Source organism: Saccharibacillus sp. O23 (genome assembly GCF_002205895.1).
GTDB lineage: Bacteria > Bacillota > Bacilli > Paenibacillales > Paenibacillaceae > Saccharibacillus.
On the sequence record NZ_NJDE01000002.1, the window covers coordinates 156013 to 180447 of the forward strand.

Consider the following 24435-nt stretch of genomic DNA (forward strand, 5'->3'; position numbering starts at 1 on the left):
CGCCGCAAATCGTCGATTAACGGCTTGACCGGCGAGACGAACGGAAGAAAAGAGGGAACGAACGTGGACAGACGCATTCCGAGAACGCGAGAAGCCATCGGAGGCGCTTTTATCGCGCTGTTGGCCGAAAAAAGCTTCAAACAAATTACCGTCAACGAAATCGCCGAACGGGCGAACGTGAATCGGGCGACCGTTTATTCGCATTATCAAGATAAATACGATCTGTTGGAGCGCTGTGCGGAAGAAGGGCTTGAACGCGTGTTCCGAAGCTGCATGCCGCAGGCGGAAACCGGGCAGAACGGACTGGAAGCTCGGCTGCTCGTGGCGCTGCGGGACCTGCAAACACAGAAGGCCGCTTTTTCGGCGCTGCTGACGAACGAAGGCGTGCCGGCGTTCCGCGAACGAATGTCGGAGACGATGAGGCGCCAACTCGGCGAACGGATGCCGATTCGGGGCGAAAACGCGAAGATCGGCAAAGAAGTGCTGACGCGTTTTTTGTCTTCGGCGATCGTCGGCGTGCTGGAGTGGTGGATCGCGGAACATATGGCGTATCCCGAGGAGCGTCTGGCTTCGGAGTTGGCGGCATTGTTCGGGCGGCACGAAGGTACGTCTTCCTGAATGCCCCGCAGAGTTTCTGGACCGAACGTTATGCGAAAAAAGAGCCTTTGCCCGCGCGGGCAAAGGCTCTTCGGTATGATTTCGAAAGGTTCAAGCGCCCGTTCCGCTGCTTGAAGCGGCGTCGGCTTCCTGCGTCCGCACCCGGCTGACCGCCCGGCGGGGTTGTCCGGGAATCCGCGGAGGCCGAGGGATCGAACGTCCAGGCGTTTTTTTGTAACCCGAGACGAGCACGCCCGCCAGAATCAGCAGCGCGCCGACGTAACCTTGCCCGCGCAGCACTTCGCCGAGGAACAGGAAACCGAACAAAGCGGCGAATACGGGCTCGAGCGAGAAGAGTACGCCGATTCGCTCGGGCGTCGTATATTTCTGGGCGACGGTCTGCGCGATGTAGCCGAAAGCGCTGCAGACGACGGCCAGTCCGATCACGGACAGCCAACCCGAGGTGCCGCTCGGCAGCGAAGGCGTCTCGAACAGGAAACCGAAGATCAGGCCGAACAAACCGATGAATCCGATCTGGAGCACGCCGAGGGTCAAACCGTCGGAGCGCTTCGAGAACCGGTTCGTCATGATGATATGCACGGCGTAGACGAACGCTCCGGCCAAGCACAATGCGGAGCCCGATTCGAACGTCAGGGAATGCTGCAAAGTCAGGAGCGCGATTCCGCCCATCGTCAGCGCGATTCCGGCCGCGGTCGCCCAGCTCGGAGCGCGGCGCGTAAGCACGATCTGGATCATGGGCACGAAGACGACCATCGCGCTGGTCAGGAATCCGGCCGACGAAGCGGTCGTGGTCTCTAAGCCTTTGATCAACAGCGACAGCATGACGAACATGACGAAGCCCAGCGCGGCGCTTTCTCCTATCGTTTTGAGATCGGCCGTTCGCAAGCGCCGCCAGAACAGCGGAGCCGTCAAAGCGAAAGCCAACAGGAATCGCCAAGCGATCAGGGTAAAAGGCTCCATTCCGTCCAATCCCGTCTTCATAAGCAGATAGGACGAACCCCATCCCGCCGAGACCAGGGCGATCGCCAGGTCGGCCGTTTTTTTCGTCATGCGCAGTTTCATTTTCGTCGTCATCCTCTTCGTCATAAAAATCCGTTGCAATTTTGCCTTTCCCAGTATAAGTTGAAGAAAAGCATGAGGAAAGCGAATGTTTTTCATGCTGAACATGAAGAATGTTAATGATAGAAAGAGGCGCGAGTCCATGTCCAATCACAAATACGAAGCCTTCCTCAAAACGCTGGAAACCGGCAGTCTCACCAAAGCCGCGGCGGCGCTCGGTTACACGCAATCGAGCATCAGCCATATGCTGAACGCTTTGGAAAAAGAATGGCGTCTGACCCTCCTGATCCGCGATCGCTCCGGGATTCGGCTCACCTCCGACGGTCAGCGGCTGCTCCCGTATATCCGGGCCGCCGTGCAGGCGCAGCGCGAACTGATCGACGAGACGGCGAACCTGCGCGGACTGCGTTCGGGCCTGATCCGGCTCGCGACGTTCACGAGCGCCGCCGTCAATTGGCTGCCCGAATTGATCAAGACGTTCCAGCAGGAGTATCCGGGCGTCGATTTCGAACTGCTGCACGGCCATTATACGGATATCGAAAATTGGCTCGAAACCGGGCAGGCGGACTGCGGATTTCAGCGTTTGCCGGTGCGTTCGGGCTTCGAAAGCCGTTTTCTGACACAGGACCGGCTGCTGGTCATTCTGCCGGAAGATCATCCGCTGGCGGGACTCGAACAGTTTCCGATCGAAGCGCTGAGCGACGAATCGTTCCTGCTGCTGGAAGAAGGCACGGTCAACGAGATTACGGAAATCTTCGAGCTGCACGGCATTCATCCCAAAGTGAGATTCACGGCGCGCGACGATTATGCCATCATCTCGATGGTCGAGAGCGGACTCGGCATCAGCATCCTGCCCGAATTGGTCTTGAACCGAACGCCGTATCGCGTCGTGCAGAAAGAGCTCAGCGTTCCGGCTTACCGGCGTTTGGGCATCTGCTTGCGCAGCGGCGAACATGCTTCGCCCGCGCTGCGCCGATTTCTCGAGCATGTGGCCGCTTACCCCGCTTTTCGTCAGGAAAACGCGACGGGAGCGAAGCAGTAAGTCTTTTTTGAGGAAAAAGGAAGGAATCTTTCGCGGTCGCCGCGAATTGAACAGAGGAGAAAACCGCACAGTCGGGGAGGTAGCTTATGTCCACGTTCGAAGCAAAAGGAAACCGCTTTTATTACGAAAACGAACCGATTCAACTGCGTTCGGGAGCGATTCATTATTTCCGGGTGGTTCCGGAATATTGGGAGCATCGGCTGCGCCATCTGATCGCCTGCGGGATGAACGCGGTCGAAACGTATGTCGCATGGAACGTGCACGAGCCGAAAGAAGGACGATTCGTGTTCGACGGAATCGCCGATCTGGAAGCTTTCGTGCGTCTGGCCGGTTCGCTCGGCCTGCATGTCATCGTGCGCCCGAGTCCTTATATTTGCGCGGAGTGGGAATTCGGCGGACTGCCGGGCTGGCTGCTCAAGAACGGGGATATCCGGCTTCGCTGCGCCGACGACGCTTTTTTGGAAAAGGTGGATGCGTATTTCGACGAGCTGCTGCCGCGGCTCAAGCCGCTGCTGTGCACGAACGGCGGGCCGATCATCGCGATGCAGATCGAGAACGAATACGGCAGTTACGGTTCGGATAAAGCGTATCTTCGACATATGAAAGACGGGATGATCCGGCGGGGAATGGACGTGCTGCTGTTCACTTCGGACGGTCCGGAAGACTTCATGCTGCGCGGGGGCACGCTCGAAGGCGTGCTGGCGACCGTCAATTTCGGTTCGGGTACGCGGAAAGCGTTCGAGACGCTGCGCAAGCATCAACCGGAAGGCCCGCTCATGGTCATGGAATTCTGGGACGGTTGGTTCGACCGTTGGCTCGGTCCTCACCATACGCGGCCCGCTTCCGAAATCGTCGCGGAACTTGAGCAGATGCTCGATCTGGAAGCGTCGTTCAACTTCTACATGTTCCACGGCGGCACGAATTTCGGCTTCATGAACGGCGCCAACCATGTCAATTTCTACGAACCGACGATTACCAGCTACGACTATAGCGCTTTGCTGACCGAGAACGGGGAGACGACCGAAGCTTACGACGCGGTGCGCGAGCTGCTGGCGAAACGCTTGAAACTGACGCTGCCGGAGCCGCCGGAAGCCAATCCGACAGCGGCTTACGGACGGGTGACGCTGAACCAACACGCGGAACTGTTCGGCCAAGCGGAAGCGCTGTCCGGCGGAGCGATCCGCTCCGCCACCCCGGAACCGATGGAACGCGTGGGTCAGGAATACGGCTTCATTCTCTATTCGACTCGCGTCGGCGCCGAACATCACGGCGGCAAGCTGATCTTGCAGGACGCGCACGACCGCGCGATCGTGTTCGCCGACGGCGAGCAGATCGGCCTCGTGAACCGCTGGGAAGAGCAGCACGGCATCGAATTGAATATACCGGAGGAAGGCATCGCGCTCGATATTCTCGTCGAGAATATGGGCCGCATCAACTACGGCCCGCTGATGCGCGACCGCAAAGGAATTACCGAAGGCGTGCGCGTCGGCAACCAATTCCTGCACGGCTGGGAGATCCGCCCGCTTCCGCTCGACGACCTCTCGGCGATCGAATTCGCCGAAGCGAACGCCGTCTCCGGGTCCGGCGACGAGAAGACCGGTTCGCGTCCGGCCTTCTACCGCGGAACCTTCGATACGCAGGAGCCGGCGGATACGTTTATCCGCACGGACGGCTGGGGCAAAGGCGCCGTCTGGATCAACGGCTTCGCGCTCGGCCGCTACTGGCAGGCCGGCCCGACCAAGACGTTGTACGTGCCGGCGCCGCTGCTGCGCCGCGGCGAGAACGAGATCGTCGTGTTCGAACTGCACGGCTTCTCGGCAGCCGGCGAAAGCGGCTCCGCCGTACCTTTCGTGGAACTGACGGATCGCGCGGATCTGGGCTGAAGGAAGAAGCGGCTTCGATCGGCCGCATTGCACGGCAGGAACAGGCCCGCCTTCGTTCAGAGGCGGGCCTGTTCCCGTCTGACGGTCGATCTTACATCCAAGAAAACAAGAGGAGGCAGTCTTATGTCATGGACTTCGGAAGCCGGAGGCGGCCGGGAATTCAATATCGGCCAGAATGCGCTGCCGGATCTGCGTTTTTCTTTTCAGATGTGCGGGACCCATTGGCGCCAAGTCACGACGGGATGGTCGTACCCGAGACACGATCACGCGCTGTTCGAATTGAATTACGTGATGGAAGGACAGCAGATCATGACCGTCGAAGGCCGGCAGCACGTTCAGCAGACGGGCGGGCTTCTGCTGCTCGAACCGGGATGCAGCCACGAGAGCCGGATCGGCAGATCGCCTTCGATGACTTATTTCTGCATGCATTTCGATATCGACGACGATGTCATGTACGGGCGGATCGCGGCGCTGGGCAGCGTATTGTTCGCGGCCGATCACGAGCTGACGCTGAAACTGAAGCCGGAATTGGAACGGCTGACCCGGCTCTGCGGCGGCGAATCCGACGGCGTATCGGAGACACTGGCGGTTCGCGCTTCGCTGCTGCGGGTTCTGCTGGAATTATGCGAGTATTCGTTCGGCATGGCCGGATCGGAAGAAGAAGCGAAAGCCGCGAACAGCCGCCAACCCGAAGCCGCCCGGCTGCTGCGCGAGCGTTATGCGTTGGAGAAGAAGATCGAAGATTTTCTCGGCGATCCGAACGCCGGAGAACGCCTCAGCGACCGCTCGTTATTCCCGCCTTTTCATTGGGTGGGATTGTTCTCCGTCCGCGTACCGGATCGCGAGTTCTGGGGGAAGCCCGATCGTTTCTTGGCGAAAACGCTGCTGGACGACGCGCTGTCGGAGTACGGCGTCTCTGCGGTAGCGGCGGGGGAAGAGCATCTGACGGCGGTGCTGTTCGCGAACGGTTACAGCGTGCCGCCGTTAGAAGAATACGCTTCGGACTGCCGCCGAATGCTGGAACGGCGGTTGAACCGGACGGTTCGGCTCGGCCTCGGCGGGATCGCTTCGTCGCCCGGCGAATTGAAAGGATTGTACCGGCAGAGCTTGAACGGATTGGGGCTGAACGAATCTTACGATCCGCAGCCCAATTTCGATTTCATGAATCGGACCGTGCGGTTGGCGCTGCTTGCTCTGGAGTCCGAATACGAAGATCCCGGGCTGACGCTCGGGCGGTTGGCCGAGAAGTTGGAATTGACGCCGAATTATCTGAGCGCGTTGTTCACGTCGGAGACGGGCCATCCGTTCACGTGGCACTTGACGCGAATTCGCATAGACCGGGCCTGCCGTTTATTGAAAGAAACGGTGCTGAAAGTTCATCAGATCGCCCGGCAGGTCGGGTATGCGGATCAGGCTTATTTCAGCCGATGCTTCAAAGCGGCGGTCGGCGTCAGTCCTGCCGCCTATCGGGCAAGCCGAAACGAGCAATAAAGAATACGCTTACAAATTGTCGTAGAATTATCCAAGAAAACGTAGATGCGTACATTGTCTGCCTCGTGCGCCAGTGACATACTGGAACCAAAGCGCAGCATGGGAGGGACAAGCATGTATAAAGTGATCGTCGCGGATGACGAGCCGATGATGCTGGAAGGTTGGAGAACGATGATCGACTGGGCCGGCTGCGGATACGAATTGTGCGGAGCGGCTTCCGACGGCGAAGAAGCGTTGGAGATGTTTCGCGCGGTCAATCCGGATCTGATCGTGACGGATATTCGCATGCCCGGTCTGGACGGTCTGGAATTGATTCAGGCGATCCGAAGCCGCCCGGAATGCCATGTTCGAAGCGTGATCGTCAGCGGATACGCCGAATTCGGTTATGCCCAGCAGGCGATGCGTTTCGGCGTCGACCGTTACGTGCTCAAGCCGATCGTGACCGAAGAGATTCACGGCGTGCTCGAAGATCTCTTCGCCCTGCTCGATCAAGGACGCCGCGAGCGTCAGTCCGACGAGGTTCTTCGCGCCGCGGAAGCGGAAGCGTCGGTGCTTCGGCTGCTTCAAGGCGGCTGTTCGCAGACGCAGGCTTCGGCAATCCTCGGATCTTCCGCCCGCGCGGGATTCTGCGTGCTGTTGGCCGAAGCCTGCGGACTGCCGGAATCCGACGAGCGCGGCCGCGAATCCGCGCGCGCCGCTCTGCGCCTCGCGTCCGGCGAGCTGCGCGCGTCGGGAACGCCGTGCTGGACGTTCGAAGAAGGCGCCGGCAGAGCGGGTCTGCTCGCCGCGTGCGAACCTAGACTTCTCGAGCGGCGTTTGGAATCGCTGCGCGAGACGTTTCCGTGGCTTTGCCTGTATGCCAGCGCGGGAGAGCAAGGATACGAAGCGCTGCCGAAGCTGTACGGACAAGCGCTGGCCGTTCGCGAACGGGTTCTTCCGTTCGGGCGTTCCGGCTGGTATCGGCATGCCGATTTCGAACAGTTCGGCCGCGTCGGATTCGCCGAATCGTTATCTTCGGCGCAGAAAGTCTTGGCGCGCGTAGAAGCCGGCGAACCGGAAGAAGCGTCCCGCGCGGCATCGGACCTGTTCCGGCTGTTCGAACGTTTATCCGCGCCGGCGGGCTGGATCGAAGGAATCGTTCGTCACGTAGCGGGCGAAATGATGCGCCGCCGGGCCGAATCGGCAAACGAAAACGGCAAAGCGCTCCAAGCGTCTGCCGCGTCGGACGAGCCGTTCCGTGTTCCCGGAACGGAAGCCGAATTGGTGCGGCGCTGCCGCGAGGAAGCGGAACTTGTCCGAAGCGCGCGCCTGGCGGCCGAAGCAAGCAGTTCGCCGCTGCACGAAGCCGTCGAATACGTTCGTCGCCATTACAAAGATAAACTGCAGCTGCGCGAATTGGCCGACAAATTCCATCTGAATCCGGTATATTTCGGTCAGCAGTTCAAACGCGAGACCGGTCACGGATTCAACGACTACGTGCATCTGATGCGTGCGCAGGAAGCGCAAAAGCTGCTGCGCCGCACGGATATGAAAGTGGCCGAGATCGGCTGCATGCTCGGTTACCACGACACCGAATATTTTACGTCCAAGTTCAAAGCGGCGACCGGCGAGCTTCCTTCGCAGTACCGGGCCAAAGAATGGGTGAGAGAATCATGAAAGAAAAGCGCTTCTCTCGGCCCTGGCTGGACGATGTGCCGCTCAAACGGAAGTTTCTGCTGATCTATCTGCTGTGCGTCCTGCTGCCGATCATGTCGATCAATTTGTTTTTCTATTATCGAACCTCGGCAGACATTCAGATCCGCGAACAGGAGAATCTGCGCCGCTCCGTCGAACGGGCGAACGGCGAGTTGATGGGCATGATCGACGAGAGCGTCGCGCTCAGCCGATCGATAGCGGCTGACGACTCGCTTTACGAGGCGATTGATCGGACTTACGAGTCGCCGGCCGATTACTATGTGGTGTACGACGAATTTCTGCGGGACAAATTGACACGCTACATGTCCGCCAATATTTTGGACGTGCGCGTCTATACCGAGAACGAGAGCATCCAGAACGGGTCGAATTATCGGGTGCTCCAGTCGGGAGGCAAAGAGCCGAGCTGGGTGCACGCGTTGGAGAAATCGGATTCTTCGATCGCTTTGGCCGCTTACGTGGACGGAGAATATAAGCAGGGCCGTCGAATCAGCATCGTCGGCAAGATGAACGTCTACCCGTCGTATTCGACGTACGCCAAATATTCGCGCGTCGATCTCGACCTGGGCAGAGTTTCTTCGATTCTGAACCGGGAAAAAGGAAGCGTCAAATTCAGGCTGGTGGACGAACGGAACCGGGTCGTGGCGGACGGAATCGGAGGACGCGACGGCGAAGGATCGTTCTACGGCAATCCTGCGTTGACCTCCGAGCAGAAGAAGTCGGGCTTCGCGCTGGAGCGTTCGCTCGGCGCTCAGAATTACGTCAAAGGCTGGAAACTCGTCGGCATCGCGGATACGCGGTATATCGACGGTCTGATGGGCGAATCTTTGCGTTCGATTCTGGCGTTGGGCATCGTCAGCACGATCTTGCCTTCTCTGCTGATCTTCTTTATTTTCCGCTCTTACCATGCCCGCATCGCCAAGCTGTCCCGGCATATGGAACGGGTGCGCAGCGAACGCTTCGAGCTGATCGACATTCCGGAAGGCAAAGACGAGATCGGCGGCCTGATTCGGACGTTCAATCTGATGACGGGACGAATCCGTTCGCTCATCAACGACGTCTATAAGTTGGAGATTCGGCAGAAAAATCTGGAGTTGGATCGCGTACGAACCGAGCTGGCGATGCTTCAAAGCCAGGTCAACCCGCATTTTCTGTTCAACACGCTGAACGCCGTTCTGGTCGTCTGCACGAAGAACGGCTACCGCGAGATAACGGAAATCGTGAAGAACCTGTCGCTCTTGATGCGGCAGCTGCTCAGCAGGCCGGACGACATGGTTCCGCTGGAAGAAGAATTGCAGTTTATCCGCATGTATCTCGAGATCGAGAAATTCCGCTTCGGCGACCGGTTCGATTACGCGTTCGACATCGGACCGCGGGCGACGGAATTCCGCATTCCCCGCATGAGCCTTCAACCGCTTGTCGAGAACGCTTGCAAACACGGGCTGCAAGGGCGCAAAGAAGGACGGAAGATCGTCATCTCGGCGCATGTCGGCGGCGAAGGCTTGCAGCTGCTCGTACGGGACAACGGAGTCGGCATGAACGAGATCCGGCTTCGCGAAGCCAACGAACGCATGCGTTTGGACCATCCGCCGGACGGGCGAAGCGTGGGACTTCGCAACGTGCACCGGCGATTGGAATTGTTCTATCGGGGCGACGTGAGGCTGCTGATCCGAAGCCGCGAAGGAGAAGGAACGGAAGCGGGATTCCTGATCCCGGCCGTCTGGCTGACGCAAGGAGAGCATATCCCGTATCCGTGGGAAAAGGAGGCCTGAAGATGTACGACGTACTGTTGGTCGACGACGAACCGTTGGCGATCGAAGGCTTGAAACTGCTGGTCAACTGGGAGAAATACGGATTCCGCATCACAGGCACTTGCGAGAACGGAGAAGAAGCCATTCGTCATATTCTTAGCGATCCGCCGGATCTTGTCGTGACCGATATCCGCATGCCGGTGATGGACGGCCTTCGGTTGATCGAAGAGACTCGCGAAAAGGCGGAGCGCGCCCCGATGTTCGTGATCATGAGCGGGTACGACGATTTCGATTACGCGCTCCGGGCCATGCGTCTGGGCGTATCCAATTATTTGACCAAACCGGTCGCCGACGACGAGGCCGAAGAGATGCTGCGGAGCTTGAGCGAACGGCTCGAAGAGAAGTCGAAGCAGGCGCAGATCGCCCGCGAACGCGAAGCGCAGAGAGAGCGCCGAGCGCTGGCTTTTCTGCTGTTCGGCAGCGAAGAGCAGCGTCAGGACGCGCTTCCGGAACTCGGGCGCTTATCCGCTTCGGCCCGGAGTTGGATTTATGTCCGCATCAAAACGGAAGCTCCGTTTCTTCCGTCTGTCAGAAACGCCGTGCGTTCGCTCGAAGAACAAAGCGGCTGCCGAATGGTCGAAGCGGGCAATTTTTCGCTCGGCGCGGCGATCGGATCGGACACAGGCAGCGCGGAAGAAGCGGCGCGGACGTTTGCGGAACGATTGTTGAAGGCGCTCCCTCCGGAATCGCGCGGCCGTATCCGAATGGCTGCCGGACGCAGCGTAGCGAATCCGGAAGAACTCAAAGCCTCGCTGGAAAGCGCCGAAGAAGCGGCCAAGTTTTTGTTTTTCAGCGAAGAGGAATTGGTAGTGTTCGCCGACGTGAAAGATCGAGAGCTGTCCTGCGACCCTTCGGTACTGGGGCTTGCCGACCGGATCGCCGCGCTGACGGAATCGGGCGGCGAAGACGAGATCCGGGCGGCGATCCAGGAAGCGTTCGAACGGTTCGAAGCCCGGTTGACTCTGCCGGAACTGGTCGAGACGTTCGCGACCCGCGTCGCGGTACGATGCGCTTCGATGTGCGAAGAGCTGGGCGGAGACGCGGAAGAAACGCTGCGCCGTTCGCCGTTCTTCGGCAGCGTGGCGAATCGCCGCGATCTGGGCGCGACGCAGCGGCTGCTTGAAGGATTTTGTTTGGCTTTCCGCACGGAAGCGTCAAGGCTGCGAGAGCGCAATAGCGGAGGCATTCAGGCGCAGGTAGCGGATTTCCTTCGCAATCATTATACGCAGACGTTTACGATCCGCGAGCTTGCCGAAATGTTTTACGTGCATCCGGTTTATTTGGGACAATCGTTCACCCGACGTTACGGCATGGGCATCGCGGAGTTCGTGCACGATCTTCGCATCGAAGAAGCGTGCCAGCTGCTGCAGGGCAGCGATCTTCCTTCCGGCGTCATCGCGGAACGGCTCGGATATAAAGCTTATCAGCACTTTCTGAAGCAATTCGAGAAGAAAACGGGTACCAAACCGGCGGAATACAGAGCGCGAGCCTTCGGCTAAGCGTTCTTTTTTTGTCTCGTACCGGTAAGGAAGTTAAATTCAGGGGGGGAGAAGCTTAAATCCAGTTATGATGTAAGCGTATTCATTAGTACATAATAAAAGAGCAAACAGGATCACATTTTCGAGGAGGTCAACCTACCTATGGGGGGATACAAAATGAAAAAAATGTGGGGCGGAGTTTCGCTGCTTATGGTAACGGCCCTGACGCTGTCGGCATGCGGAGGCGGCGACGCGAAAACTTCTGAAAGCGATTCCGGCAAGATGACGATTTCCGCGTTTATCAGTACGCCGAACCAAGCGCCGACGGACGATAACCGCATTTACAAAAAGATCGAAGACGAACTCGGCGTCAAGCTGAACATGGAATTCTTGGTCGGCGATTTGCAGCAGAAACTGGGCGTTATGATCGCGGGCGGCGATTACCCGGATCTGATCACGGCCGATACGAAATTGGTCGCGGCGGGCGCCGTGATTCCGCTCGAAGACTTGATCGAGAAGAACGCGCCGAACCTTAAGAAACACTACGAGAAATACTGGAACCAAATGAAAGACTCCAGCGACGGTCATATCTACTGGCTGCCGAACTACGGCGCTTACTCCGGCGAATTCCACAACAACAACTATAACGGACCGGCGTTCTGGATCCAGAAAGCGGTACTGGAAGACGCGGGTTACCCGACGCCGAAAACGTTGGAAGACTTTACGAAACTGATTCGCGATTACGCGGCCAAGAACCCGACGATCGACGGACAACCTACGATCGGATTCTCGACGCTGGCTTCCGACTGGCGGACGTTCCCGCTGCTTAACCCGCCGGAACATTTGACGGGCCACCCGAACGACGGCGGCGTCGTCGTGGACAACGACGTAGCGACCGTATTCGCGGACAAAGACATCTCGAAACGTTACTACAAAGAATTGAACGGCCTGTACAATGAAGGATTGTTCGATAAAGAAGCTTTCGTGCAGAACTACGACCAATATCTGGCGAAACTTTCCTCGGGCCGCGTGCTCGGCATGTTCGACCAAAAATGGAACTTCCAACCGGCCGAAGATACGCTGATCTCTCAAGGCAAGATCGACCGCACGTATGTCGGCTTCCCGCTCACTTACGATTCGTCGATCAAAGACCACTATCTGGATCGTCCGGTCATCAACTTGAACAACGGCTTCGGTATCAGCAAAAACGCCAAAGACCCGGTCAAGATCATCAAGTTCCTCGATTCTTTGATGGACGAAAAGTATCAAAAACTGCTCAGCTGGGGCGAAGAAGGCGTGGATTACGTCGTCGACGACAAAGGACGGTTCTCCCGCACGCCGGAACAGCGCAAGCAGCAAGAAGACCCGACTTGGAAACTGGCGAACCGCGCGGACGGATTCTACGGAGCCGCTCCTAAGACGCAAGGCACGTTCACGGACGGCAACGCGACGAGCGCCGGCGAGCAGCCGGAAGAGTTCTACGCCAGCTTGAAAGACGAAGACAAGAAACTGCTCGATACTTACGGCTTCAAAACATGGGCCGACTTCTTCTCGCCGGCTCCGGAGAACGCCGTGTATTATCCGGCTTGGCAGATCGACTTGGTCGAAGGCTCCGATGCTTCGGTAGCCAACAAACAAATGACCGATACTTCGCTCAAATTCCTGCCGCAGGCCGTTATGGCTCCGGACGGCAAGTTCGACTCGGTATGGAACGATTACGTCGACGCGTTCGGCAAGATCAACGTCAAAGCGTACGAAGACCGCATCAACGAACAGATTCAATGGCGCATCAAGAACTGGGCTGTCGAAAAGTAAAAAAGGCGTAACGGATCGGGGAGAGCGCTGGGCGTTTTCCCCGATCTTAAATAGCCGATATAGGCCGAGAGGCCGGTTAGGGGGAGAGCACCATGGCTAAAGCCATTTCGCGCAAGTCCGCTTCGGCGGATATGCCTAAGTCTTCGTTCATGAAGAAACTGCGTGGTCAGAAGCAGCTCATGTTCATGTCGCTTCCGATCGTCGTTTATATTTTGGTTTTCTCGTACTACCCGATCTGGGGTTGGACGATGGCTTTCCAAGACTACAGTCCGGCCAAAGCCCTTTCGGAACAGAAATGGGTCGGATTCAAACATTTCGCTTTCTTGTTTACCGATGACGCGTTCCTTCGCGTGCTGCGCAATACGGTCGCGATGAGTTTGATCAACATGATTCTCGGCTTCGTGACCGCCATTTTGTTCGCGCTGCTGTTGAACGAGATCAAAGGACGCTTTTTCAAAAGAACGATTCAAACCGTTTCTTATCTGCCTCACTTCTTGTCGTGGATCATCGTAACGGGGATCGTCGCCACTTCGCTGTCCGTAGACGGCGGGATCATCAACGTGGTCCTGATGAAGCTCGGATTCATCAGCGAACCGATCATGTGGCTCAGCATTCCGAAGTATTTCTGGGGCATCGTCGGCGCTTCCCACGTCTGGAAAGAACTCGGGTGGAACGCCATTATCTACTTGGCTGCCATTACTTCGATCGACCCTTCGCAGTACGAAGCGGCCGAGATCGACGGAGCCAACCGGTATCACAAAATGATGTTCATCACGCTTCCGGGCATCAAGTCGATCGTCGTCATCCTGCTGATCATGAATATGGGTTGGATGCTGGAAGCCGGATTCGAAGTCCAATACCTGCTCGGCAACGGCGTCGTCGTAGACTGGTCGCAGACCATCGACATCTTCGTGCTGAAATACGGTTTGCAGATCGGGAATTACTCGCTCGCGACCGCGGCCGGCATATTCAAAACGCTCGTCAGCATTACCTTGATCTTCGCCGCGAACTCGATCGCCAAACGTCTGGGCGAAGACCGGCTGATCTGATGACTTGTCTCGTTATGATTCGGAGGCAAGACATAAGCATGAAGGAGGACAATAAACGATGAATACGAAAAAAATACGGGTAGAGCCGATTGTATTCCATACGCTGAACGGCTTGCTGATGATTGCCATCGCCGTAATCACGCTGTATCCGTTTCTCAATACGTTCGCCGTATCCATGAACGCCGGCAACGATACGATCCGGGGCGGCATTTACTTGTGGCCGCGAGTCTGGACCGATCAGAACTATCGTGCCGTATTCGCTAACGGCCACCTGCTGAACGCTTTCTGGATTTCGGTAGCCCGGACGGTCATCGCGACCGTGCTCAGTTTGTTCCTGACTTCCATGCTGGCGTACACGTTAAGCCGCAAAGATTACGTTCTGCGCAAGCCGATCACGATTCTGGTCGTGCTGACGATGTACTTCAGCGCCGGTCTGATTCCGACCTACTTCCTGATGAAAGACCTGCATTTGGTCGGCAATTTCTTGGTCTATATCGTTCCGGGCCTGATCAGTGCGTTCAACATGATCGTCATTCGGACTTATATCCAGACGCTGCCGGAAGGGCTGATCGAATCGGCGAAGATCGACGGCGCCGGAGACTTCCGAACTTTTATCTCGATTATTCTTCCGCTCTGCCAGCCGGTACTGGCGACCGTCGCGCTGTTCGTGGCCGTCGGTCAATGGAACTCTTGGTTCGATACGTTCTTGTACGCTTCTTCCAAACAAAATCTGAGCACGCTGCAATTCGAGTTGATGAAGCTGCTGTCTTCCTCGATGAACTTGAACAGCAGTATCGCCAGCTCCAGCGGAGCCGATCCGTCGGCGGCCGCTCAGAACATGGTCACGCCGGTATCGATCCGCGCCGCGATCACGATCGTCGCTTCGGTGCCGATCCTCATGGTCTATCCGTTCATGCAGAAGTATTTCGTGCACGGCCTGCAATTGGGCAGCGTCAAAGAATAGAAAGGAGCAATCATCCGATATGAATACCGAAACGCCGTCCTTGTACGGAGCATACGCAGGCACTTTTAAGATCGGTGCCGCAGTCAGTACGCGAACCATCCGCCGCGAAGGCGATTTTATCGCGAAGCACTATAACAGCTTGACCGCCGAGAACCAGATGAAATTCGAAGAGATTCACCCGGAAGAAGGCCGTTACGATTTTGCGGCGGCCGACGAGATCGCGGAATTCGTCGGGAAGCACGGCATGGCCCTGCGCGGCCATACGCTGGTCTGGCACAATCAGACGCCGGACTGGGTATTCGAAGAAGCGGACGGCAGTCCGGCTTCGCGCGAGAAAGTGCTGGCGCGTCTGCGCGATCATGCGGCGGAAGTCATGACGCGCTACAAAGGCCGCATCTCCGCTTGGGACGTGGTAAACGAAGCGATCGAAGACAAGAGCGACGCTTACTTGCGCGAAACGAAATGGCTGTCGACCGTCGGCGAAGATTATTTGGAGCAGGCTTTCCGGATCGCCCACGAGATCGATCCGGGCGCGCAGCTGTTCTACAACGATTACAACGAGACCGATCCGGTCAAACGCGACAAGATCCATCGGCTGGTCCGTTCGCTGCTCGAAGCGGGCGCGCCTGTTCACGGCATCGGCATGCAGGGGCATTGGAACCTGTACGGCCCTTCGATCGAAGAGATCCGCGAAGCGATCGAATTGTACGCTTCGCTCGGCGTCCGGCTGCATGTGACGGAACTTGATCTTTCCGCTTTCCGCTTCGACGATCAGCGCAAAGACCTGCTGGAACCGACGCAGGAAATGCAAGATCTGTTGACCGAACGTTACGAAGCGATCTTCCGCTTGTTCCGCGAATATCGTTCGGCGATCGACTCGGTGACTTTCTGGGGCGTCGCCGACAGCGGAACTTGGCTGGACGGATTCCCGGTGCGCGGCCGCCTCAACTGGCCGCTGCCGTTCGACCGTCAACTGCAGCCGAAACCGGCATTCTGGAGCATTCTCGATCAGGCGCGCGTCTGATCGGGACTCGTTAGAACTTTATCCTATTTGTCCCGTAAAGGAGCGCATCGATGACTACCAAATTCAACGAGCCTATCGTCAATCATATTTATACGGCAGACCCTTCCGCTCACGTATTCGAGGGCAAACTGTACATCTATCCTTCGCACGATCTGGATCACGACGAACCGAGCAACGATAACGGCGACCAATACAAGATGGAAGATTATCACGTGCTGTCGCTGGACGGAATCGGAGCGGAAGCGGTCGATCACGGCGAAGCGCTGCATGTGCGCGACGTGCCGTGGGCTTCCGTTCAGATGTGGGCGCCGGACGCCGCGTACAAGAACGGCAAATATTATCTGATTTTCCCGGCGCGCGATCATGAAGGCATCTTCCGGATCGGAGTCGCTTCGTCGGATTCGCCGGCCGGACCGTTCCAAGCGGAACCGAATTATCTCGAAGGCAGCTACAGCATCGATCCTGCCGTGCTGGTCGACGACGATAACGAAGCGTATATGTATTTCGGCGGATTGTGGGGAGGCCAGCTCGAGAAATGGCAGAGCGGAAGCTACGAAGCGGATCGGACGGAAGGTCCGGCGGCCGACGCGCCGGCGATCGGCCCGCGCGTCGCGAAAATGAGCGAAGACATGCTGTCGCTCGCCGAAGAACCGAAAGAGATCTCGATCGTCGACGAAGAAGGCAATCCGATTCTCGCAGGCGACGAAGACCGACGTTATTTCGAAGGTCCGTGGGTTCATAAGTACCGCGGCCTGTATTACTTGTCGTATTCCACGGGCACGACCCACAAATTAGTCTACGCGGTAAGTCCGAATCCGCAAGGTCCGTTCGTGTTCAAAGGCGTGATCTTGACGCCGGTCGTCGGATGGACGACCCACCATTCGATCGTCGAATTCGACGGCAAATGGTATCTGTTCTATCACGACAGCTCGCTGTCCGGCGGCGTCAACCATAAGCGCTGCGTGAAATACACGGAGCTGCATTACAACGAAGACGGCACGATCCGGACGATTCATCCGTATGCCGAAGTGGAAGCTTAAGACTCGTAAGTCCGCCGCAGTGTACGCGGCGGACTTTTTTGATGACCGAACGCCATCACACATGATCGCGAAGTCCATTCGCGCAAGCAGGAGGTTCTTATGACCGCTCATTCGTCTATTTCCGGTTCGCGTAAAGCCGCGTATGCCAATCCCGTTCTTTCCGGTTTCTATCCCGATCCCAGCGTCGTCCGCGCCGGAGAATATTATTATCTGATTACCAGTTCGTTCGAATATTTCCCCGGCGTCCCGATCTTCCGCAGCCGCGATCTGTTCCGCTGGGAACCGATCGGACATGTCTTGACCCGGCGTTCTCAGATCGATCTGAGAGAACGCGCGAGTTCGAGCGGCGTTTACGCTTCGACGATCCGTTACCATGCGGGCCGCTTCTATATGATCACGACGGACGTCAGAGGCATCGGCAATTTCTACGTGACGGCCGAGCAGGCGGAAGGACCGTGGTCCGATCCGATTCGGCTTCCTTACGGAAACATCGACCCGTCCTTATTCTTCGACGACGACGGCCGGGCTTACGTGACGTCGCAGAACGGCGAAGGTTACGATTCGCATATCATCCAATACGAGATCGATCCGTCCGACGGCACGATCCTTTGCGAGCCGAAGGTCATCTGGCGCGGCGACGACGGGCCGTGGCTCGAAGGGCCGCATCTCTACAAGATTCGCGGGCGCTATTATCTGACGGCCGCTTCGGGAGGGACTTCCTTCGATCATCGGCAGCTCGTCGCGAGAAGCGACAGCCCTTACGGTCCGTTCGAAGACAAACCGGAGCCTATTCTCACCCATAGAGGACTCAAAGACCATCCGGTCCAGTGTCTGGGCCATGCCGATCTGATCGAAGGGCTGGACGGCCGTTGGTGGAGCGTGTTTCTCGGTATGCGTCCGATCGAAGGCGAATATTCGACGCTCGGGCGGGAAACCTTTCTTGCTCCCGTGCGTTGGACCGAAGACGGATGGCCCGAGATCGATATCAACGAAGGCACCGTTACCGAAGGGGACTTCGATGCGGCCGGTTCGCCGGTGCGGATAGCGAACGATCTCATGAGCAAAAAAGAGAGCGATCGGGGTTCTGCGGTTTACGAGAGCGGATTCGGACCGGAATGGTCTTTTCTGAGAGACTTCGACGCTTCGCGTTATATATGGAACAAACATAAGGGAGGCGTAACGGTCATCGGCAGCGCGTATTCGCTCGACGACGAAGCGCCCGCGGTCTTCGCCTGCCTGCGTCAACGGCATAAACGGATGGAATTGTCGGCCGTCCTCGACTATCGGCCGCAGGCCGAAGACGAACGGGCGGGCTTGGCCGCGCGTTTGAATCAGAGGGCATACTTTTTCGCGGGCCTGGCCAAGCTGGACGGCCGCCGCGTTTTGCTGGTCGAATTCCGAAACGGCGAGCACAAGGAACGAAAGGTCATCATGGATCTGTCTCAAGAAGGCGAAATTTCTTTGAGGCTCTTTGCCGACGAGAAAGGATACGGCGCAGCCTATTCCGAAGACGGAGCGCATTGGACCGATGCGGGCCTTCCGGCTCCGGTGTCGGCCCTTTCTCCCGAAACGAACGGCGGATTCACCGGCGTCTGCGTCGGATTGCATGCCTGCGGCGTCGAAGAAGACGCGCAGCCGGCTTTTTACCGTTCCGTCATTTATTCGTTTACCTGCTAGATTTTCTCGTTCCGCTCAAATTCGAATCCTTTTCTTGATTTCAATACGCGATTTGTAAGCATTCGCAGAAAGCCGCATCGGAAGCTTAAGCTCGCGAATTTCTTTCAAAATCGGCTCGTTTATACCGCCTAAGTAACTTTCTCGGCACTCTGAACGCCCGCGACGATGCGGGCGTTTTTTTGTTTTGGGCCTATTTTCGAACGCGCGGAAGTGTCGATAAACGAATTCTTGCTGCCTCGCTTCATATTTTACATTCGTTTTACAAAACGAGTGTTTTGCGTTAATTTTCGAATCCTACAATGAGTACTGTAAAGCGGCGCGGACAACTCGGACAGAGAGAAGACGACCGCAATCGTATGAATCCACTAGGAGGGTCTAACCAGACATGAAATCGAAAAAAACGTTATTCGGAGCTTTGACACTTTCCGCTATGCTCGCACTTACGGCTTGCGGCAACAACGGAAGCACTACCGCATCGGGCAGCACGGAACCGGCTGCGACGGGAACGACGACGCCGGCAGCTACGGAACAGCCTGCAGACGCGAAAGTATCGGGCGAAATCTTGGCAGTCGGATCGACGGCTCTGCAGCCGCTGGTCGATCAAGTGGGTCAAAAGTTCATGGGCGATAACGGAGACGTTACCGTACAAGTACAAGGCGGAGGCAGCGGTACGGGCCTGACGCAAGTATCCGAAGGCGCGGCAAATATCGGCAACTCCGACGTATTCGCGGAAGAGAAGTTGGACGCGGACAAAGCGAAAGAACTGGTTGACCATCAAGTCGCGGTTGTCGCGATGGCAAGCGTCGTAAACAAAGACACGGGCGTAACGAACCTGACCAAGCAGCAGCTGGTCGACATCTTCAAAGGCAAAATCACGAACTGGAAAGACGTAGGCGGCGCGGATCAGAAGATCACGATCGTTAACCGTCCGAGCAGCTCGGGCACGCGCGCTACTTTCGAGAAATTCGCTCTGGGCGAAAAAGTCGAAAACGTAGCCGGTTCGATCGAACAGGATTCCTCGGGTACGGTTAAACAAATCGTGGCCGACACGAAAGGCGCGATCGGTTACTTGGCTTTCTCGTACCTGGACGACACGGTTACCGCTCTGAGCTACGACGGCGTAGAGCCGACGGAAGCGAACGTGCAAGACGGCAAATACCCGATCTGGGCTTACGAGCACATGTACACGAAGGGCGAGCCTGACGGCGCGACGAAAGCTTTCCTCGATTACTTCATGTCGGAAGAAGTACAGCAAGCCGACGTAACCGAACTGGGTTACATTCCGGTATCCAGCATGAAAGTAAAACGCGACGCGGAAGGCAAAGTCATTCAATAATCGACTTCTTGCACCGGCAACAAAAGAGGCGGGGTCTCCGCCTCTATTTGCGCGTTTATTAACGAATGGAGAGGGTAACCACTTATGGAAAATACTAAGGTCGTGGCGGAGCCTAAAAAACGCAGCTTCGCCAAGCATCACCGCGAAGACATGATCGGGAAAATCTATACGAATCTGTGCGTGCTGCTGCTGATCGTCGTGATCGTCTCGATCGTGTATTTCGTCGCTTCGAAAGGCTTGAGCACGTTCTTCAAAGACGGCGTCAGCCCGATCGAATTCCTGTTCGGCACGCATTGGAGTCCGGACGGCTCGCCGGCTTCGTTCGGCGCGCTGCCGTTCATCGGCGGATCGTTCGTCGTCTCGATGCTTGCGGCGCTGATCGCCGGCCCGCTCAGCATCTGCGCCGCGCTGTTCATGACGGAGATCGTGCCCGGCAAAGGCAAACGGATTCTTCAACCGGTCATCGAACTGCTGTCGGGCATTCCGTCCGTCGTCTACGGCTTTATCGGCTTGACCGTGCTGGTGCCCTTCATCTCGGCTCTGACCGGCGGCAATTCGCTCGGTTACGGCGTAGGCGCGGGCGCGCTCGTGCTGTCCGTCATGATCCTGCCGACCATCACGAGCATCGCGGCGGACGCGCTGGCTTCGCTGCCTCGCGGCATGCGCGAAGCTTCGTACGCGCTCGGCGCGACGCGCTGGCAGACGATCTACCGCGTCGTGCTGCCGACGCTGGCTCCTTCGCTGTGGACCGGCGTTATCCTCGGCATCGCGCGCGCGTTCGGCGAAGCGTTGGCCGTGCAAATGGTGATCGGCAACGCGCCGTTCCTGCCGACTTCGCTGCTGACGTCCGCATCCACGCTGACCAGCGTGATAACCTTGAACATGACGAATACCTCGACCGGTTCGGTTCAGAACAACGTCCTCTGGAGCATGGCCTTGATGCTGCTCTTCATGACCTTCGTGTTCATTATCATCGTACGGTTGCTCCAAAGGAGGAATAAGCTGTGAAAGCCAGAACTGCCGACAAACTCGCCACCGGCGTCATTATATTCTTTGCTATCCTGATCGTCGCCATTCTGGGCGGGCTGCTCGGATTCATCCTGATCCGCGGGATCTCGCACATCGATTGGCATTTCTTGACCTCGCCTTCGCAGAACTTCAAAGCCGGCGGCGGGATCGGACCGCAGCTCTTCAACTCGCTGTTCCTGCTCGTGCTCACCATGATCATTACCGTACCGCTCGGATTGGGCGGCGGAATCTACATGGCCGAATACGCCAAAGACAATAAATTGACGGGCTTTATCCGACTCGTCGTCGAAGTGCTCTCGTCGTTCCCGTCGATCGTCGTCGGTTTGTTCGGCCTCCTGCTCTTCGTCAACACGTTCGGCTTCGGTTACTCCTTGCTGTCCGGCGCGATCGCGCTGGCGATCTTCAACCTGCCGCTGATGGTGCGGATCACGGAGCAAGCGTTCCGGGCCGTACCGCGCGAACAGAAGGAAGCGGGACTCGCATTGGGACTGTCCAAATGGAAGATCATCACTTCGATCCTGCTGCCGGTCGCGCTGCCGAGCTTGATTACCGGCACGATTCTGGCCGCCGGCCGCGTATTCGGCGAAGCGGCGGCGCTGCTCTTCACGTCGGGGATGACCACGCCTCCGCTGAACTTCAGCGACTGGAATCCGTTCCACGCGCGCTCGCCGATCAACCCGATGCGCTCGGCCGAGACGCTTGCCGTGCATATCTGGAAAGTCAACAGCGAAGGCCGCATTCCGGACGCCAAAGACGTATCGGCCGGCGCTTCGGCCGTGCTCGTGATCATGGTGCTGCTGTTCAATCTCGTGGCCCGTTGGTTCGGCCGTTTCGTTTACCGTAAGATTACCGCTTCCAAACAAGTGAACTAGGAGGACTTCCGTTATGCAGACCCGTACACAACCCCGCTTCGGTACGGAAGAACTAAGCGTGTTCTACGGAACCAACGAAGCCGTCAAGAAAATCAACATGGAATTTCCCGAGAAAAGCGTCACCGCTCTGATCGGACCGTCCGGCTGCGGAAAATCGACTTTCCTGCGTTCTTTGAACCGGATGAACGACGAGATCGCTTCCGCGAAAGTCGTGGGCAAGATCTGGATGGACGGAGAAGATTTGAACGACAAAGATACGGACGCCATCACGCTTCGCCAGAAGATCGGCATGGTCTGGCAGCGTCCGAATCCGTTCTATAAGTCGATCTACGAGAATATCGCGTTCGGTCCCCGTTACCACGGAACCAAAAACAAAAAGCAGCTCGACGAGATCGTGGAGCAGAGCCTTCGCCGCGCCGCGTTGTGGGACGAAGTCAAAGACCGTTTGAAAGAGTCGGCTTTGGCGCTCTCCGGCGGACAGCAGCAGCGCCTGTGCATCGCGCGCGCCTTGTCGGTCAGCCCGCAGATTCTGCTGCTCGACGAGCCGGCGTCCGCGCTCGACCCGGTCTCGACCGGCAAAGTCGAAGAGCTGATCATCGAGCTGAAAAAAGAACTGCGCATCGTGATCGTGACGCACAACATGCAGCAGGCCGCGCGCGTCTCGGATTCGACCGCCTATTTCTATCTGGGCAATCTGATCGAACACGACGAGACGACCAAGCTGTTCTCCAATCCGTCCAACCAGATGACGCAAGAGTATATCATGGGCCGTTTCGGTTGAATTCGGACCCGCCCGTTTCGGCACTTCCGGCGATCCGCGAAAACAAGAAATTCCTTTTTCCGGCCACCGGTTCGCAATCATTCATACGATAAGCGTTGGGCCGTTCCCGTCGATCTTGAGGGAACGGCTTTTTTTGCTGCGCAGTTTCGGAGCCGTCGCCCGGAAGTCGGCTTCTTGCCGATATTGTTCGCCGGTTAACCATCGTTGAATTGCGTCTTGCGATCAAGTACGATAGACCCATGAGAAACATTCCCGATCCGACAGAATAACGGGGTCGATAGCAGAAAGGATGAACGGAAGATGAGCGATGCCTCCAAGATCGAATTCGCCCCCGAGCTGCTTCAACCGCAGTTCTACATGACGGCCGAGCCGAAACCCGGTGCCGAACTTACGCTGACGCTGCAAGAATTGTCCGCGCCGGAAGGCGCCGAACGCTTCCTGCGCGCATTCGCGGATATCCTGAGAGCGCCGGACCTGCAGGCGGCGGTCACTTATTTCTGCAGCTGGTTCAGCGGCGTCGCCGTCGCCTCGCTCTATTTCCCGGCCGCCGCCGGTCTGAGCCCCGACTTCTCGGCGGACAATCTGAGCGCGCAGTTGTTCCGTACCGAGAACGGGCACGCGCTGAATTTCGTCATCGGCAGCCGCGCGGCCGGGACGGCGCCGCAGGCGGAAGAAGCGCGCGACGAATGGACGCGCGCCGCGTTTCGCGGGTTCTACGGCGAGACCTGCCGCCGCCTGTTCGAGAATTTCGCGGCGGCGTCCGGCCTCGCCGTCGGGATGATCTGGGCCCAGCTTCCGGGCCGGGTGGATTATTTCGCCGAGACTTGGCGCACCCATCCGGAGATCGGCGCCATGCTGGCGCCTTATCGCGAGCGGCTCGAACGCGATTACGCGTTGCTCAAGACGTTGGAACCGGCAAGCTTCGGCCGCAAGAAAAATCCTTTCGACCTTCGGTTCCGCGATGTCGAACATCCGACCGACCCCGCGCAGCAGGTTCGGCTTCGCCCGAGCTGCTGTCTGTATCACACGCTGCCGGAAGGCGAGTACTGCTACACCTGTCCGAAGCTGAACGAACAAGACCGCGCGGCCCTGCGCGCGAAGCGGCAAGCGCAATGAGCCGAGTCCGCGAGTCCGCTCAGACTTCCCCCGCGATCCGGGTACGCATCGGCCCGAACGAACGCGCAGCGACCGCTGCCGAGAACGTCGAAGGCATGTCGAAGAAGCCGATCAAGATCGTCGTCGTGTCCGATACGCATATGTTCCGTATGGCGAAGGTTCTGCCTCCGTCGCTTGTCGAAGAATTGTCGGAAGGCGTCGATCTGATCCTGCATGCCGGCGACTGGACGGCGCCGGAAGTGTACGATCTGCTGGCGGCTTACGCACCGGTCGAAGGCGTGACGGGCAATAACGACGGCCCCGCGATCGCGAAGCGGTGGGGCGATCGCCGGATCATCGAGATCGGAGGCCGCGTTATCGGTTTGACGCACGGTCATCTGGGACGAAAAGGGACCGAAGCGAACGCGCTTGCCGCTTTCGAGGAAGACGATGTCGATATGATCGTGTTCGGCCATTCCCATGTACCACTGTCCCGTTCGGTCTTCAGAGACCGCTATGATCGAAGCGTCGATCTGTTCAATCCCGGTTCCCCGACCGACAAACGCAGGCAGGCGAGATATTCGTACGGCGTGATCGCGCTTGACGGGCTTCTTGCGACTTTCGAACACCGTTATTTCGATTCCAAGATTTGAAGCGGCCTTGTCGGATATCGAAAGCT

The 24435-nt window shown here is 57.6% G+C and carries 20 protein-coding genes; 19 read left to right on the forward strand and 1 reads right to left on the reverse strand.

Translation table 11 applies throughout. The features are described 5' to 3' along the window. Nucleotides 1–63 precede the first annotated feature (63 nt). Nucleotides 64–618, forward strand: coding sequence for a TetR/AcrR family transcriptional regulator (locus CDO73_RS02225; RefSeq protein ID WP_143536048.1), 555 nt, complete (start codon nt 64–66; stop codon nt 616–618). Between the two features lie 90 nt (nt 619–708). On the opposite strand, the gene CDO73_RS02230 is transcribed toward CDO73_RS02225, so the two are convergent. Further along, complete coding sequence (locus CDO73_RS02230; RefSeq protein WP_088486863.1) at nt 709–1680, reverse strand: DMT family transporter; 972 nt, start codon at nt 1678–1680, stop codon at nt 709–711. A gap of 139 nt (nt 1681–1819) precedes the next feature. Between CDO73_RS02230 and CDO73_RS02235 the strand changes: the two genes are divergently transcribed. From CDO73_RS02235 to CDO73_RS02320, 18 genes are all read left to right on the forward strand, one after another. After that, nucleotides 1820–2719: a LysR family transcriptional regulator gene (locus CDO73_RS02235; protein ID WP_088486864.1), complete on the forward strand. Its 900-nt coding sequence runs from the start codon at nt 1820–1822 to the stop codon at nt 2717–2719. 86 nt (nt 2720–2805) lie between these two features. Beyond that, the gene (locus CDO73_RS02240; protein WP_088486865.1) at nt 2806–4602 is read left to right on the forward strand and encodes a glycoside hydrolase family 35 protein; all 1797 of its coding nucleotides are present in this window, start codon (nt 2806–2808) and stop codon (nt 4600–4602) included. 123 nt (nt 4603–4725) lie between these two features. Beyond that, entirely contained in the window at nt 4726–6093 is a 1368-nt protein-coding gene (locus CDO73_RS02245; RefSeq protein WP_088486866.1) for an AraC family transcriptional regulator, read from the forward strand. Nucleotides 6094–6207: 114 nt separating this feature from the next. Beyond that, nucleotides 6208–7749, forward strand: coding sequence for a response regulator transcription factor (locus tag CDO73_RS02250; protein ID WP_179218487.1), 1542 nt, complete (start codon nt 6208–6210; stop codon nt 7747–7749). After that, nucleotides 7746–9557, forward strand: coding sequence for a sensor histidine kinase (locus CDO73_RS02255; RefSeq protein WP_088486868.1), 1812 nt, complete (start codon nt 7746–7748; stop codon nt 9555–9557). The genes CDO73_RS02250 and CDO73_RS02255 overlap by 4 nt, the downstream gene beginning before the upstream one ends. A 2-nt stretch (nt 9558–9559) precedes the next feature. Next, nucleotides 9560–11095, forward strand: a complete 1536-nt coding sequence (locus CDO73_RS02260; protein ID WP_088486869.1) for a response regulator transcription factor — start codon at nt 9560–9562, stop codon at nt 11093–11095. Nucleotides 11096–11236: 141 nt separating this feature from the next. Beyond that, nucleotides 11237–12889, forward strand: coding sequence for an ABC transporter substrate-binding protein (locus CDO73_RS02265; protein WP_088486870.1), 1653 nt, complete (start codon nt 11237–11239; stop codon nt 12887–12889). Between the two features lie 131 nt (nt 12890–13020). Beyond that, a complete protein-coding gene (locus CDO73_RS02270; protein ID WP_256972553.1) occupies nt 13021–13938 on the forward strand; it encodes an ABC transporter permease in 918 nt (305 codons plus the stop codon). 58 nt (nt 13939–13996) lie between these two features. Further along, nucleotides 13997–14902 carry a carbohydrate ABC transporter permease gene (locus CDO73_RS02275; protein ID WP_088486872.1) on the forward strand — a complete coding sequence of 302 codons (906 nt, stop codon included), beginning with the start codon at nt 13997–13999 and terminating at the stop codon, nt 14900–14902. A 19-nt stretch (nt 14903–14921) separates the two neighbouring features. After that, complete coding sequence (locus tag CDO73_RS02280; RefSeq protein WP_088486873.1) at nt 14922–15926, forward strand: endo-1,4-beta-xylanase; 1005 nt, start codon at nt 14922–14924, stop codon at nt 15924–15926. A 50-nt stretch (nt 15927–15976) separates the two neighbouring features. Beyond that, entirely contained in the window at nt 15977–16966 is a 990-nt protein-coding gene (locus tag CDO73_RS02285; protein WP_088486874.1) for a glycoside hydrolase family 43 protein, read from the forward strand. Between the two features lie 99 nt (nt 16967–17065). Further along, on the forward strand, nt 17066–18643 hold the full coding sequence (locus CDO73_RS02290) for a glycoside hydrolase family 43 protein (RefSeq protein WP_088486875.1): 1578 nt from the start codon (nt 17066–17068) through the stop codon (nt 18641–18643). Nucleotides 18644–19028: 385 nt separating this feature from the next. Next, the gene (locus tag CDO73_RS02295) at nt 19029–19979 is read left to right on the forward strand and encodes a phosphate ABC transporter substrate-binding protein (RefSeq protein ID WP_088486876.1); all 951 of its coding nucleotides are present in this window, start codon (nt 19029–19031) and stop codon (nt 19977–19979) included. A gap of 84 nt (nt 19980–20063) precedes the next feature. Then, a complete protein-coding gene (gene pstC, locus CDO73_RS02300) occupies nt 20064–20987 on the forward strand; it encodes a phosphate ABC transporter permease subunit PstC (protein ID WP_088486877.1) in 924 nt (307 codons plus the stop codon). Then, nucleotides 20984–21880: a phosphate ABC transporter permease PstA gene (gene pstA / locus CDO73_RS02305; protein WP_088486878.1), complete on the forward strand. Its 897-nt coding sequence runs from the start codon at nt 20984–20986 to the stop codon at nt 21878–21880. The genes pstC and pstA overlap by 4 nt, the downstream gene beginning before the upstream one ends. A gap of 13 nt (nt 21881–21893) precedes the next feature. Next, the gene (gene pstB / locus CDO73_RS02310; RefSeq protein ID WP_088486879.1) at nt 21894–22661 is read left to right on the forward strand and encodes a phosphate ABC transporter ATP-binding protein PstB; all 768 of its coding nucleotides are present in this window, start codon (nt 21894–21896) and stop codon (nt 22659–22661) included. Nucleotides 22662–22961: 300 nt separating this feature from the next. After that, a complete protein-coding gene (locus CDO73_RS02315; protein ID WP_088486880.1) occupies nt 22962–23777 on the forward strand; it encodes a (2Fe-2S)-binding protein in 816 nt (271 codons plus the stop codon). Continuing rightward, nucleotides 23774–24409: a metallophosphoesterase family protein gene (locus tag CDO73_RS02320; RefSeq protein WP_306437501.1), complete on the forward strand. Its 636-nt coding sequence runs from the start codon at nt 23774–23776 to the stop codon at nt 24407–24409. Before CDO73_RS02315 ends, CDO73_RS02320 begins: the two co-directional genes overlap by 4 nt. Nucleotides 24410–24435: the final 26 nt, after the last annotated feature.

Coding starts and splice junctions, on each gene's coding strand:
- CDO73_RS02230 (WP_088486863.1), bottom strand. CDS start 1,680: ATGAAACTGCGCATGACGAAAAAAACGGCCGACCTGGCGATCGCCCTG.
- CDO73_RS02235 (WP_088486864.1), top strand. CDS start 1,820: ATGTCCAATCACAAATACGAAGCCTTCCTCAAAACGCTGGAAACCGGC.
- CDO73_RS02240 (WP_088486865.1), top strand. CDS start 2,806: ATGTCCACGTTCGAAGCAAAAGGAAACCGCTTTTATTACGAAAACGAA.
- CDO73_RS02245 (WP_088486866.1), top strand. CDS start 4,726: ATGTCATGGACTTCGGAAGCCGGAGGCGGCCGGGAATTCAATATCGGC.
- CDO73_RS02250 (WP_179218487.1), top strand. CDS start 6,208: ATGTATAAAGTGATCGTCGCGGATGACGAGCCGATGATGCTGGAAGGT.
- CDO73_RS02255 (WP_088486868.1), top strand. CDS start 7,746: ATGAAAGAAAAGCGCTTCTCTCGGCCCTGGCTGGACGATGTGCCGCTC.
- CDO73_RS02260 (WP_088486869.1), top strand. CDS start 9,560: ATGTACGACGTACTGTTGGTCGACGACGAACCGTTGGCGATCGAAGGC.
- CDO73_RS02265 (WP_088486870.1), top strand. CDS start 11,237: ATGGGGGGATACAAAATGAAAAAAATGTGGGGCGGAGTTTCGCTGCTT.
- CDO73_RS02270 (WP_256972553.1), top strand. CDS start 13,021: ATGCCTAAGTCTTCGTTCATGAAGAAACTGCGTGGTCAGAAGCAGCTC.
- CDO73_RS02275 (WP_088486872.1), top strand. CDS start 13,997: ATGAATACGAAAAAAATACGGGTAGAGCCGATTGTATTCCATACGCTG.
- CDO73_RS02280 (WP_088486873.1), top strand. CDS start 14,922: ATGAATACCGAAACGCCGTCCTTGTACGGAGCATACGCAGGCACTTTT.
- CDO73_RS02285 (WP_088486874.1), top strand. CDS start 15,977: ATGACTACCAAATTCAACGAGCCTATCGTCAATCATATTTATACGGCA.
- CDO73_RS02290 (WP_088486875.1), top strand. CDS start 17,066: ATGACCGCTCATTCGTCTATTTCCGGTTCGCGTAAAGCCGCGTATGCC.
- CDO73_RS02295 (WP_088486876.1), top strand. CDS start 19,029: ATGAAATCGAAAAAAACGTTATTCGGAGCTTTGACACTTTCCGCTATG.
- pstC (WP_088486877.1), top strand. CDS start 20,064: ATGGAAAATACTAAGGTCGTGGCGGAGCCTAAAAAACGCAGCTTCGCC.
- pstB (WP_088486879.1), top strand. CDS start 21,894: ATGCAGACCCGTACACAACCCCGCTTCGGTACGGAAGAACTAAGCGTG.
- CDO73_RS02315 (WP_088486880.1), top strand. CDS start 22,962: ATGAGCGATGCCTCCAAGATCGAATTCGCCCCCGAGCTGCTTCAACCG.
- CDO73_RS02320 (WP_306437501.1), top strand. CDS start 23,774: ATGAGCCGAGTCCGCGAGTCCGCTCAGACTTCCCCCGCGATCCGGGTA.